The sequence below is a fragment of the Nucisporomicrobium flavum genome (assembly GCF_016464385.1).
Classification (GTDB): domain Bacteria; phylum Actinomycetota; class Actinomycetes; order Mycobacteriales; family Micromonosporaceae; genus Actinoplanes; species Actinoplanes flavus_A.
In genome coordinates this window covers 62,134-75,155 of record NZ_JADMLH010000018.1, presented here as the reverse complement: position 1 = coordinate 75,155, position 13,022 = coordinate 62,134, and the positions used below count along the sequence as shown (strand labels likewise).

Below are 13,022 nucleotides of genomic sequence, written 5' to 3'. Positions count from 1 at the left end.
GTCAACGCTCCCCTAGACGGTCTGCCGAACCATCGTAGGCGTCTTGTGGGGAAGTACGTGAGCCGAGCCCCTCAGGAATGTCGCAAAGAGGACGAAACAGGGCTGAGAGTTCGCTGACAGCGGAGCCGCACCGGTGTGGCAGGGCGGAACGGGAGCGGGGCAGGATGGCGGCGTGCCCCGTCCGGATCGCGTCCTCCCCCCGTTTCGCCCGCCGTCGTCCTCCGGCGCCGGCGCGACCCGGGCGTGTCAAGCTCCCGTGCCGCGGCGCCGGCTTCCCGGCGAGGACCCCGTTTCCCCGGTACGCCACGACGCGCGAACCTTCTGCGCCGCGCACCCGCGCCTCGAGGCGGCCCCGGTGGCCCTTCCCCGCTGGTCCGGCGTGGCGCAGCCGTGGACCCACGCCGAGGCGCTCAGGTATGTCACCGTCAGGGAGCGCGCGCGGTGGGCCGGAGGCGAAGGAGTCGTTCTTGCGGTTGTCGGCGCCGATGACCCGTACCCATCATCGTTTGATCTTCGGAATGCCCGGCCCGGACCCGGCGGCGGGCGAGATGGGTTTGATCGTCGCGCCGGCCGGACCGGGTTGCTGGTGAGGGAGGACATGGCGTGATCGCGCCGACGATTCCGGGCGAGGGGGTACGCCTGCGCGGCCTGTGCGCGGACGACCTCGACGACCTCGTGACCGGTTACAACGACCCGGAGATGCGGCGCTGGCTGAAGCAGATGCCGCACCCGTTCACCCGCGCCCAGGCCGAGGAGTACGTGACCGAGCTCGTGCCGGGCCTCTTCGCGGCGGGAGGCGGCTTCTACGCGGTCGCGGACCCGGTGACGGACCGGCTGCTCGGCGGGGTGGGCATCGACCGCGTCTCCCCGGGCCGCGGCCAGGCAGAGATCGGCTACTGGACCGGCCCGTGGGCCCGCGGACGCGGCGTGGCCACCGCGGCGGTCCGGGCGCTCACCGAGCACTCGTTCCACACCGGGCTGTCCCGGCTCGAGCTTCTCACCCACTGGGAGAACGTGCCGAGCCAGCGAGTCGCGCTCGCTGCGGGCTTCCAGCGGGAAGGCGTACGCCGCGGAGCGCTGCCCGACCGCAACGGCCGGCGCGACGACGTCCTCGCGTACGCCCGGCTCGCCGACGACCCGCCCGGTCCCACCGACCGGCTGCTGCCCGACCTCCCCGGCGGCGAACTCACCGACGGCGTGGTCACCCTGCGCCCGCTGGTCGCGGCGGACCTCGACTTCTACACGGAACTGCACACGCTCGAGGACGTCGTCGCGACCTCGGTGCCGCCGGTGCCGCCCAGCGCGGAGAAGATGCGGCACCGCTGCGCCCGCGCCCAGGGGCACTGGCTGGCCGGCGACCGCGCGGACCTGGTCATCGTCGACGCGGCCACCGGTACGAGCACCGGAAGCATCGACCTCTACTACCAGGAACCGCCGACCGGGCAGGCGATGATCGGGTACAGCATGCTGCCGGATTGGCGAGGGCGCGGGTACCCGACGCGGGCGGCGCAGCTGCTGTCGCTGTGGGCGTTCGCGGAGACGGGGATCGCCCGGTTGATCGCCGGAGCCCTGCCGACGAACCTGGGGTCGCAGCGGGTGCTGGAGAAGGCCGGGTTCAAGCGGGAGGCATACCTGCGGTCGCGGCTGCCCGGTGAGGGCGGGCGGCGGAATGACGACGTGCAGTTCGCTCTGCTGGCGGAGGATCTGCTGGTGGAGGGCGCGCGCCTGGACGGGTGAGCCTGTCCTGGCCGTCCTGGCCGTCCTGGCCGGCTTCGCCGCGCGTCTGGCTGGTTTTGCCGCGTGTCTGGCTGGTTTTGCCGCGTGTCTGGCTGGCTTTGGCCGCGCGGCCTGGGTTTGGCGTTCGGCCGCGCTGTGGCCACTCGGCCCGCTTCTGGCCGGGCAGCCTCAGCTCCCCGGTTGTGCGGCGCCGGGGACGGTGCAGGGCGATCGGCGTCGCGATCGCCCTGCTGCGAGTCGGTGACCGACCGGCGGGCGCTGTGGTGCCCGCCCGGTCGGGCGGACTGCCCGAGGACGTGGTGAGCCCGGCCGGGCAGTGACGCGTCGGCTTCCCAACGACAGCCTCCGGACCCGCCCTGTGCGGCCGGCCCTGCGCTTCTCTGCGCGGGCCGCGGCGTGGCAGGGTCCGGTGCCGCCCGTGTGCGGCCTGGCCGGGCGCCGTCCTTCGCGACGGCCGGCCGGACGCCGTCCGGTGCGGTGGTCCGCCGGCCGGTTGCCGCGGACCCGCCGCCCTGCGGTCAGGCGGTCGTCTCCAGGCTGAGGATGCCGTAGTCGTAGCCGCGGCGCCGGTACACGACGCTCGGGCGGCCGCTGTCCTTGTCGTGGAACAGGTAGAAGTCGTGACCGACGAGCTCCATCTGGAAGAGGGCGTCGTCGACGGTCATCGGGTCCGCGGGGTGTTCCTTCTCGCGCACGATGCGCCACGGCTGGGCGTCGTCGTGTTCGGCGAGGTCGGTCGCCACGGAGGAATCCTCGGTCTGCGAGGTCAGGTCCGGCAGGTCCGTCGGGAGCCCTGCGGTGGCCGCGGCCACGGATACCGGCGCGTGCCGCCCGCGGTGTACGCGGCGGCGGTCGGCGGCGCGGCGCAGACGCCCGTCCAGTTTGTTGATGGCGCTGTCCAGGGCGCCGTAGAAATCCTTCGCGCAGGCTTCGGCGCGGATCACGGGGCCCCGCGTCACGACGGTGATCTCCACTCGCTGGCAGAAGTCCGACTGACGGGGGTTCCGCTCGTGGAAGAGCTCCACGTCGACTCTGATCAGCTTCTGGTCGTACCGTTCAACCTTTGCCAGCTTGTCGGCGACATGTTCCCGGTAGTGATCAGGAACCTCTACGTTGCGGCCCTTGACGACAATGTCCACTCGTGACCTCCCCCAACGTTGCACTTCGACGCGGTGTGCTGGTGTCGGCGACGACGGGGATCCCGGAGCCATCCCACGTACGTGACCGAATCGGCTTACGAGGACGCTCCTTTCCGGTGCGGCGGGTCAGACGATCGACTTCGCTCCGGCGGCTACGGGTAGGCGGCTCGCTTACCCTCGTCACCAGAACGCTAACCTGCCGACGGCCGCCCGTCACCCCTCGTTCGGGGAACGTGTGCGAGGACTTCCGGCCCTGGCGGCACCCGGAGATCACTTTCCCGCCCGGCGCGCCCATGGTGCCCGCGCAGCCGCGTGGCCGCCAGCACCGCAGCACCCGTGACCTGCATGTCCACCTCCCGGAGCCGTACCGTCACAGCGGCGAGCGTAGCCCCCGTCGTGACGATGTCGTCCACGACTATCAGAGTGCCCCTCATCGTCGGCCGCCGCCGCGAAACGCGGATCCGACACTCCCGGATTCGCAGCGAACTCTCAGCCGCCGCTGCCCGTTCGGCCACGTTCAGTGACGAAGAGTCCGGACGCGGCAACGCCCGCAAAGGCTGCCGGACGGCAGCCTCCCACCCGGCGGCCCGCAACCGCCGCACGGCATGTCCGGCCAACCGCGCCATATGATCACCACCCCGCTCCCGCGCCGCGCTCACGGTCGACGGCACGGGCACCACAATCAGCGGTACGCGCAAAGCCGAGGTATCACCGGATCGGGTGACGCCACCGCCGCTCCCCCGAACGGCCGCCTCGGCGACGGCCCGGGCAAGCAGCCCGCCGAGCGGCCCAGCCAGCCGATGCCGCCCCCGCTCCTTGTACGCCAGCAACGCCCCCCGAAGCGCCCCCGCGTAGGGCCCGACAGCGGTGCACGCCGGCATCCCGGGCGGAGGCGGATCGGGAACGGTCGCGTACGGACGCAGCGCCTCCAGATCGGCAACACAGGCCGCACAAACGCCGAACCGCAACGGAACCCGTTCGGCGCCACAGCCGGCGCAGGCGGCAGGGAGCACGAGGTCGGCCAGGTCGGCGCCCAACGCGGCCAATCGGGCCGTGAGAGGGCGGCTTGGCGGTGCTGAAGCGGCTTGGGAACGCTCGGTCATGGGGTTCACCTCCGGTACGCCACCTCAGTGGCCCAAAGTTCGGCTTGGCGCAGTGGTGCCAATGGGCGCGCGGGGGCGGCGGAGGCTCAGCCACGCGCAAGCCCAGCCGGGCGCGCCTGCCGCAAGCCGGGCCGGGCGCGCCTGCCGCAAACCCGGGCACGCCCGCCGCAAGCCCAGCAGGGCGCGCCGCGGAGCACAGCGCGGGCCAGCCCGCGCACCCCGGGCTCAGCAGGCACGGTCCAGCCCAGCGGGCCCAACCGAGCCGCCCCAAACGAGCCAGCAAAGCCCAGCCCAGCAGGCGCGGCGAGCCCAGCGGGCCCAGCCAGCCCAGCAGGCGCAGCCAGCCCAGCAGGCGCAGCCAGCCCAGCAAGCGCGGGCCCGGCAAGCGCAGCCAGCCCAGCAAGCGCTGGCCCAGCAAGCGCGAGCCCAGCAAGCGCGAGCCCAGCAAGCGCGAGCCCAGCAAGCGCGAGCCCAGCAGGCGCGAGCCCAGCAGGCGCGAGCCCAGCAGGCGCGAGCCCAGCAGGCGCGAGCCCAGCAGGCGCGAGCCCAGCAGGCGCGAGCCCAGCAGGCGCGAGCCCAGCAGGCGCGAGCTCAACCCAGCGAGTGCCGGCGTAGTCGGCACCGCCCAACGGCCGTCGGCCCCGACGATGCCGGCCCAGCGGGCGCCCGCCACCCGACGCTGGCCGAGCGGACGCCGGCGCAGCGCGGACGCCGGCGCAGCGGACGCCAGCGCAGCCAGGCGGAGACCGTAAAGGACAGCACCCCACCCCAACCCCGGCCAACCCGGCACTCGACCGCACCCCCGAGAGGCCGGTTGCGGCCCTCAGATCAGCGCAGGAAGGACGGCGCGGTGGGGACCACCCCCGTCGGCGGATTGGTCACGGGTTCGGCGAGGTCTCCCACGCCGATGCGGACCGGACCCGACAGCACGTCGAACGTCGCCCCGTTGGCCATGTACTCGATGACGTCCGGGGTGACTTTTCCGCTGCTGGGGCTCACCGGGTACGCCGCCAGGTAGGTCACCTTCTCCACGCCGATGTCGGCGAGGGATTCGATCCACTGGGTGCCGTCGATCGCGGTGTCGATGACGGCGACGCGGTCGCGGTCCGCTCGGGTGCCCGCGACGATGACCGAGGTTTCCGTGCCCCAGTCGACGGCCGACACCTCGCGCAGGACGGGCAGTTGCACCTGCCGTGGCGGGGACAGCTGGGGTCCGTCGCCGTCGGCCGTCAGCGCTGCCAGGTACAGCTTGCCGCCGACCGCCAGCGCGACCCGGCGACCGTCCGGTGCGACCGCCACGGCCGTGATCGGGCCGGGCGGTCCGGGCCAGGCGACCGCGCGCAGTGGCGAGCCGTCGGCGGAGAAGCTGAACAGTTTGCCGCCGATGGTGAGGAGGCCGACCGCGCCGGTCTGTGGGTCGTCGGAGGTGATGGCCCAGACCGGCTGGCCGGTCGAGCCGCCCCGGAGGGTGACGCGCCGCAGGTCGCTCTGCTCCCCGATCCCCGCACTGCCCACCCGCAGCACCTGGTGGTTGCCCTCGGTGGTGACGAGGGCCGCGTACCGGCGGTCGCTGGGGCTGCGGGCGAAGGCTGCCGCCCGTACGTTGCGGTTGGCCTCCGGCTTGATGACCGGGAGCGGGTCGGCGGCGCCCGGCGTGCGGGACATGCGGCGGATCTGGTTGTTGAAGATCAGGAAGCGCTCGGGCGAGTCGGCCAGCCGGTACGTCGGGTTGCTGGTGAGGTAGTCGTTGCCGTCGTAGCTCGTCTGCTCCTGGTTGCCGATCTTCAGCTCCAGCACCCGGGACAGGTTGGGTCGCAGCGACCACATCAGCTGTCGGCGGAGCCGATCCAGCGCCTTCGGGTCGTCCGGCGGCCGTACGGACTGGGCGCTCAAACTGATCTGCAGCTTGTCGTTGCTGACGGCGGGCACGTTGCCGAGCAGCGCCGTCCCCTCGGGCAGCGGCTCCACGGCGTCGTGGACCGTGTCGGACGGGCCCTCGATGAGCCACTTGATGATCCGCTGCGGCTCCTGCTCGGGCGGCATGTCGGCCGGCAGGTAGCGAACGTCGGGGACCAGGGCGGTGTACTCGTGGTTCCAGAAGTAGATCGTCCGGCGCACGAACCAGGTCGTGAAGGCCGTGTCGCTGAGCAGCAGCACGGGCGGCGCCTTGGTGACGAACAGCCCCGTCTTGCCGCTGACCGGCGCGACCGACAGCTGGTACGTGGTGATGCCGGTGTCCTGCACCGGGTCCAGCCGGCCGTTCGGGCCCAGCACGCCCAGCGTCCGCACCCGGAGCTCGACCTGGTCACTGCCCGGGTTGACCAGCGGATCCTCGGTCAGATACACGATCTTGACGCCCTCGGGCGGCTTGAAGGAGGCGGCGGCCGACGGCGACAGGAACTGCTTGACCCGGTCGACGGCGCCGTCCGGGTCCCCGCCCGCGGCCTGCAGGTAATACTCGACGAACTTGGCCGTGTCGAGCGTCGCCTCGCGCCCGTACCGCGGGGGCGCGCCGTCGTCGTTGGACGAGAAGCCGGTGGAGGGCCCCGGGCCGACCGTCACGACGTCGGTGTTGTCGGGGATGCCGCAGCCGCCGAGCAGCAGGGCGCCGGTCAGGGCACCGGCGAGGAGCGTGCGGACGAGCGTCCTCATCGGCCCACCTCCGCGGGCTCATCCAGGTCGAAATCGCCGGGGCCGGACGCGGCGGACCCACCGGCGGCCGGGGAAGAGGCGTCGCGCACGGACGGTGCGGGGCGCCCGCCCGCCGGTGGAGCGGCCGCGGAGTCGACGGTGGACGAGGCGTCCGTGGCCGAGCCGGTCGGGCCCTCGGCGGCGTTGTTCGCCGGGTCATCGATGGCCCGGTCCCGCGGGATCAGCGGGAGGGGCGCGGAGACCAGGCGGTCGCCGGAGCGGACCGGGAGCGTGAGGCGGAACTGGGCGCCGCCGCCCGGCTCACCCCAGGCCTCGAGCCAGCCGCCGTGGAGGCGGGCGTCCTCGACCGAGATGGACAGGCCGAGGCCGGTGCCGCCGGTCTGGCGGGCGCGGGACGGGTCGGCGCGCCAGAAGCGGTTGAAGACGAGGCGTTCCTCGCCCGGCTTGAGCCCCACGCCGTGGTCCCGGACCGTGATGGCGACCGCGGCCTCGTCGGTGGCCATGGTGACCTCGACCGGTTTGCGCTCGCCGTGCTCCACCGCGTTGCCCACCAGGTTGCGCAGGATGCGCTCGACGCGACGGGGGTCGACCTCCGCGATGACCGGGGTGTCGGGCAGCCGCAGCTCGATCGTCACGCCGACGCGCTCGGCGAGGCCGGAGAGGCGGTCGGCGACGCGCTCGACGATCGGCACCAGGTCGGTGTGCTCGGCGTCGAGGGCCGCGAAGCCCGCGTCGAAGCGGCTGATCTCGAGGAGGTCGGTCAGCAGGCTCTCGAAGCGGTCCAGCTCGGCCTGGAGCAGCTCGGCACTGCGGGCCACCGCGGGGTCGAACTCGTCGCGCTCGGCGAAGATCAGGTCGGCGGCCATGCGCACGGTGGTGAGCGGCGTCCGCAGCTCGTGCGACACGTCGGAGGTGAAGCGCCGCTGCAGGCGGGACATCTCCTCGAGGCGCACGATCTGGCGCTGCAGGTTGGCCGCCATCTGGTTGAAGGAGGCGGCGAGCAGGGCCAGGTCGTCCTCGCCGTCGACCTTCATGCGCTGGTCGAGCAGGCCGGCGGAGAGGCGCTGGGCGGTGCGGGCCGCGACCCGCACCGGGGTCACCACCATGCGGGTGACCAGGCCGGCGACGACGCCGAGGAGGATGACCAGCGCGAGGCCGGTGACCAGGACCGTGGTGCGGATCTGGTTGGCCGCCCGGTCCTCGGTGGTCAGCGGGACGACGTAGTAGAGCTCGACGTGCCCGAAGCTGGTCGGCACGGGTGACCCGTACACAAGGTATTTGGATCGGACGCCGCCGACCTCGGCCGTGCGGATCTGCTGGGCGACATGGCCCTCGCGCGAGACGTCGTGGACCATCTCCGGGGTGATCAGCGAGGTCGTGTCGACCTTGGTCGACGTGACCGGCTTGAGGTCCGGGAAGTTGTCGGCGCGCAGCGCGACGATGGCCCCGCCGCTCTCGGCGGGGTCACCGTCCGCCAGCCGGGTGACGGTGTTGTTGATCGTCGTGGGCAGCTCCGGGTCGCGGACCTGCCGGTGCACGGTGAGCTGCTGCAGCGCGTAGTCGACCTTGCTCTGCATCTGCGAGCGGACCTCGTCCTCGGCGCGGTCGAGCAGGATCTTGGTGCTGCGGTCGGCGATGAACCAGCCGAAGCCGCCCACCAGGAGGCTGGATGCGACGAGGGTCAGCGTGACGACGCGCAGGTGCAGCGAGCGGCGCCAGGCCCGGCGGCCGGGAGCGGAGAGCTGCAGACCGCGGCGAACGGCCACGCGCCAGTATCGCCGCACGAACCGGAGGATTCGGCGGACGGGCATCGGGAGCCAGGCGGGAGCACGCATCTCGGGGGCAAGGTTAGCCGCTCGGGCCTCCGCACCCGTCCCGCTGGTCTTACCAACCAGCCACAATTTCGGCGATCGGCGGACGAGGCCTACCCGGTGCCCGCCTTGTACCCGACCCCGCGCACCGTCAGGATGATCTCCGGCCGCTCCGGGTCCGGTTCGATCTTGGCGCGCAGCCGCTGGACGTGGACGTTGACCAGGCGGGTGTCGGCCGCGTGGCGGTAGCCCCAGACCTGTTCGAGCAGGACCTCGCGGGTGAAGACCTGGCGGGGCTTGCGGGCCAGCGCGACCAGCAGGTCGAACTCGAGCGGCGTCAGCTTGACCTCTTCGCCGTCGCGCGAGACCGTGTGCGCCGGTACGTCGATCGTGATCTGGTTGCCGGGCGGCCCGATGGTGAGCATCTCGGGTGCGGCGTCCTCGCCACGGCGCAGGCGGGCGCGCATGCGGGCGACCAGTTCCTTGGGCTTGAACGGCTTGACCACGTAGTCGTCGGCGCCGCTCTCGAGGCCGAGCACGACGTCGACCGTGTCGCTCTTGGCCGTGAGCATGACGATCGGGATGCCGGACTCGGCGCGGATGGCGCGGGCCACGTCGATGCCGCTCATGCCGGGCAGCATGAGGTCGAGCAGGACGATGTCGGGCCTGTTCTCCCGGAACGCGGCGAGGGCCCGCTCACCGTCCGCCACGAACGAGGGCAGGAAGCCTTCGCTGCGCAGGACGATGCCGAGCATCTCCGCCAGCGCGGGGTCGTCGTCGACGACGAGTACGCGGGCTCTCATGCGATCCAATATTGCACTGTCCCCTTTCGGCCCGTGTGACCGCCCGGCCGATCATCGACGGGCGGCGCTGCCGATCATGGCCCGGCAGCGCCCGAAAAGCCAGGGACCACCAGCTAGGAGAAGAGGGCCCGGCCCCAGAAGTCGTCGGGACCGCTCACCCCGGGCGGGCAGGCGAACAACCCGATCGAGACGTACTTCAGGTACTCGTTCATCTCGTCGTGCCGGGAGAGGTTCAGCTGCACCGGTACGAACTGCTTCCGCGGATCCCTCTGGTACGCCATGAAGAACAGTCCCGCGTTCAGCCGCCCTAGCCCGTCGGAGCCGTCGACGAAGTTGTAGCCACGCCGCAGCAGCCGGGCGCCCCCGTTGAGGTCCGGGTGGGCGAGGCGGACGTGCGAGGTCGGCGGCAGCGCCTTGACGTCCGGCTCGTCGAACTCGCGGGCCATGCCGAGCGGGGCGCCCGTGCCCTTGTGCCGGCCGACGATGCTCTCCTGCTCGGCGAGCGACGACCGGTCCCAGGTCTCGACGATCATGCGGATCTTGCGGGTGACCAGGTAGGAGCCGCCGGTCATCCAGTCCGGGCCGTCGCCGGGCTGCACCCAGAGGTGCTGCTTGAGCAGGTCGGTCTCCTCGAGCTTCAGGTTGGCCGTGCCGTCCTTGAAGCCGAAGAGGTTGCGTGGCGTCGCCTGGGCCTGCGACGTGGACGACGTACGCCCGAAGCCCAGCTGCGACCACCGCACGCTGACCACGCCCATGCCGATGCGCGCGAGGTTGCGGATGGCGTGCACCGCCACCTGCGGGTCGTTGGCGCAGGCCTGGACGCACAGATCGCCGCCGGAGATGGAGGCGTCGAGGACGTCGCCCGGGAAGTGCGGGAGGTCGTCGAGGGCCGCGGGGCGTTTCCCGGCGATGCCGAAGCGGTCGCGGCCGTCGGCGTCGCGGAACAGCGAGGGGCCGAAGCCGACCGTCACGGTGAGCCCCGACGGCGGCAGGCCCAGCGCCTCGCCGGTGTCGTCCGGCGGTGCCTCCGGGATGCCGCCGACCGCACCGATCTCGCCGGCGTCGCGGCCGGCCGTCATCCGGGCGGCGGCCGCCGTCCAGTCCTTGAGCAGCGTGATGAGGCGGTCGCGGTCCTTGGTGATGACGTCGAACGCGACGAAGTGCAGCCGGTCCTGCGCCGGGGTCACGATGCCGGCCTGGTGCTCGCCGGTGAACGGGAAGGAACCGTCGACCGCCGCGGCCTGTTCGTCCGCGCCGCCCTTGACCAGGGCGCCGCCGACCGCCGCGGCGCCGGCTATCCCGGCCACGCCGACGCCGGCGAGCGCGATGGCCCGCCGGCGGGAGACCGTGCTGTCAGTCATCGGGACCCCTACTTCTTCGAGACGACCGCGGCGACCTTGGAGATCGGCTCGGCGAGCGCGTTGATCGCGTCCGAGAGGCTCTTCAGGTCGGCCTGGCTCAGCTGGTTGTGCAGCTTCCAGCCGTCGCCGGCGCGGTACTTGCCCAGCGCGGCGTCGACGTTGGCGAACTCGGCGTCGAGGGTCTTGACCAGCGCGGGGTCACGCTCCTCGAGGACCGGGCGGAGGGCGGCGATCGCGGCCTTGGAACCCTCGACGTTGGCGTTGAAGTCCCACAGGTCGGTGTGCGAGTAGCGGTCCTCCTCGCCGGTGATCTTGCCGGTGGCGACCTCGTCGAGCAGGCCCTTCGCGCCGTTGGCGAGCTGCAGCGGGGACAGCTTCTCGGCGTTGGCCTTGGCGACGATCTCCTTCACGTCGGCGAGCAGCTTGTCGGCGATCGGCCCGTCCTTGGAGACGTCCGGCTTCGCGGCCCACAGGTCCTTCTCGAGGCGGTGGAAGCCGGTGAACTCCATGCCCTCCTCGATGACCTCCTCGCGGCCGTCGATCTTCGGGTCGAGGTCGCCGAAGATCTCGGCGACGGGCTCGATGCGCTCCCAGTACGTACGGGTGACGGGGAACAGCGCGCGGGCCTTCTTGACGTCCTTGGCCTTGACCGCGGCGACGAACTCCTCGGTCTTGGGCAGCAGCGCGGCGGTCTGGCTCCGCACGTACCGCGAGTAGCTGTCGGTGGCCTGCGCCAGCTTGGCGTCGTCGGTGAGCGGCGCGGACGAGCCGGAGACGGTGAACGCGGCGCGGATGCCCTTGCCGATCATCCCGGGCTTGCAGGCGGTCTCGTACGTCCCGGCCGGCAGCTCCACGTGCAGTTCCCGGGAGAGCCCGGGCGCGATGTTCTCGACCTCGCCCATGACGCGGTCGCCGGGGGCGTACACGTAGAACTCGGTGACCTTGTTGCCGCCGTTGGTGATGGTGAAGACGCTGGTCCCGGCGTCGGCCGTGCTCTTGCCGATCTCGCAGGCGGTGTCGGAGGCCTTGACCGTGATCGGCCCGCCGGCCGCGGCGGCGGTGGTGCTGTCGCCGCCGTCGTTGCTGCAGGCGGCCAGGCTTCCGCCGAGAAGACCGGCAGCGGCCAGCGCGAGCAAGGGGGTCGTACGCATGGAACGGTTCTCCTACTGCTGAGGCGCGGGCGCCGGGGCGGGGGTCTCGGAAACAGGCGCGGACGCCGGAGCGGGGGTCTTCGAAACGGGCTTGGCGGCGCGGGCCGGCCACAGGAAGATCGCGAGGACGGGAGCCCCGTACGCGACCCAGGCGATGGTCTCCAGCACCGACGCGGTCGGCGTGAGGTTGAACATGCCGCTGAGCAGCGCCGTGTACCAGGCGTCGGGGTTGAGCACGCCGCTGATGTCGTACGCCAGGGTGTTGAGCCCGGGCAGCACGTTGGCTTCCTGGAAGTCGTGCACGCCGTACTTGAGGATCCCGGCCGCGACCAGGATGAGCAGCGCGCCGGTCCAGGTGAAGAAGACCGACAGGTTGATCCGTACGGCCGTCGCGAACATCAGCCAGCCGATGACGACGGCCGAGGCGATGCCGGCGAGCAGCGAGAGCAGCGGCCCGGTGTTGGACGACGCGCCCTGCACGGCGGAGTAGAAGATCAGCGAGGTCTCGAGGCCCTCGCGGACCACGGCGAGGAAGGCCATGACGGCGACGGCGATCGAGCCGACGGCCAGCGCGTCCTGCAGCTTGCTGCGCAGCTCACCGGCGATGGAGCGGGCGGCCTGGCGCATCCAGAAGATCATCCAGGTGACGAAGGCGACGGCGAGGATCGAGGTGATCGCCTCGAAGAGCTCGCGGTGCTCGTACTTCTGCAGCAGCGTCGTGCTGGTGTAGCTGAGCAGCCATCCGAAGAACACGGACAGCGCCACGGCGAGGCCGACACCGGACCAGACCTGGACGAGGCGGTCCTTGCGACCGGCCTTGACCAGGAACGCGATGAGGATGCTCACCACCAGGGTGGCTTCCAACCCCTCACGCAGGCCGATGAGGTAGGTGGCGAGCATGGCACTCCGTTTGCTAAGGCATCCCTAAGTAAGGCTCGGCATACCTTAGCCACGAGAGAGGTCATGGAGTCAAGCGGGACGGCTATATCCCTGCTCACACGACGGTTCGGCGCGACCGGTGGCGCGGGCGACCTGGGAGGCCGCCCGCGCGGTGCGGTCAGCGGTCGAACTCGCCGGCCCGTACGCCGGTGACGAACTCGGCCCATCCCTCGGCGCCGAACTCCAGGACGGGCCCCCGCACGTCCTTCGAGTCCCTGACGAAGACGGCGGAGGCCGTCGACGCGACCTCCACACAGTGCCCGGCCGCGGCGCTACGGGTGCTCTTCCGCCAGGTCAACGCGTTCTGCTGCAATGTCATGCCCCTT

10 protein-coding genes are annotated in these 13,022 nt (G+C 71.9%); 1 reads left to right on the top strand and 9 read right to left on the bottom strand.

Annotated features, from left to right (window positions below):
• Nucleotides 1-603 precede the first annotated feature (603 nt).
• Nucleotides 604-1,737 carry a GNAT family N-acetyltransferase gene (locus IT780_RS32580; protein ID WP_199515672.1) on the top strand — a complete coding sequence of 378 codons (1,134 nt, stop codon included), beginning with the start codon at nt 604-606 and terminating at the stop codon, nt 1,735-1,737.
• Between the two features lie 518 nt (nt 1,738-2,255).
• On the opposite strand, the gene hpf is transcribed toward IT780_RS32580, so the two are convergent.
• The 9 genes from hpf to IT780_RS32535 all read right to left on the bottom strand — a co-directional run bounded on the left by hpf (nt 2,256) and on the right by IT780_RS32535 (nt 13,015).
• Entirely contained in the window at nt 2,256-2,876 is a 621-nt protein-coding gene (gene hpf, locus IT780_RS32575) for a ribosome hibernation-promoting factor, HPF/YfiA family (RefSeq protein WP_199515671.1), read from the bottom strand.
• A 191-nt stretch (nt 2,877-3,067) separates the two neighbouring features.
• Complete coding sequence (locus tag IT780_RS43540) at nt 3,068-3,979, bottom strand: ComF family protein (RefSeq protein ID WP_199515670.1); 912 nt, start codon at nt 3,977-3,979, stop codon at nt 3,068-3,070.
• A gap of 828 nt (nt 3,980-4,807) precedes the next feature.
• A complete protein-coding gene (locus IT780_RS32565; protein WP_199515669.1) occupies nt 4,808-6,631 on the bottom strand; it encodes an LpqB family beta-propeller domain-containing protein in 1,824 nt (607 codons plus the stop codon).
• Nucleotides 6,628-8,442, bottom strand: coding sequence for an MtrAB system histidine kinase MtrB (mtrB, locus tag IT780_RS32560; RefSeq protein WP_199515751.1), 1,815 nt, complete (start codon nt 8,440-8,442; stop codon nt 6,628-6,630). The genes IT780_RS32565 and mtrB overlap by 4 nt, the downstream gene beginning before the upstream one ends.
• 113 nt (nt 8,443-8,555) lie before the next feature.
• Nucleotides 8,556-9,245: an MtrAB system response regulator MtrA gene (gene mtrA / locus IT780_RS32555; protein ID WP_014688036.1), complete on the bottom strand. Its 690-nt coding sequence runs from the start codon at nt 9,243-9,245 to the stop codon at nt 8,556-8,558.
• A gap of 113 nt (nt 9,246-9,358) precedes the next feature.
• Entirely contained in the window at nt 9,359-10,606 is a 1,248-nt protein-coding gene (efeB, locus tag IT780_RS32550) for an iron uptake transporter deferrochelatase/peroxidase subunit (protein WP_199515668.1), read from the bottom strand.
• An 8-nt stretch (nt 10,607-10,614) separates the two neighbouring features.
• Entirely contained in the window at nt 10,615-11,757 is a 1,143-nt protein-coding gene (gene efeO, locus IT780_RS32545) for an iron uptake system protein EfeO (protein WP_199515667.1), read from the bottom strand.
• Nucleotides 11,758-11,769: 12 nt separating this feature from the next.
• Nucleotides 11,770-12,657, bottom strand: a complete 888-nt coding sequence (gene efeU / locus IT780_RS32540; RefSeq protein ID WP_199515666.1) for an iron uptake transporter permease EfeU — start codon at nt 12,655-12,657, stop codon at nt 11,770-11,772.
• A gap of 157 nt (nt 12,658-12,814) precedes the next feature.
• Nucleotides 12,815-13,015: a DUF397 domain-containing protein gene (locus IT780_RS32535; protein ID WP_199515665.1), complete on the bottom strand. Its 201-nt coding sequence runs from the start codon at nt 13,013-13,015 to the stop codon at nt 12,815-12,817.
• Nucleotides 13,016-13,022: the final 7 nt, after the last annotated feature.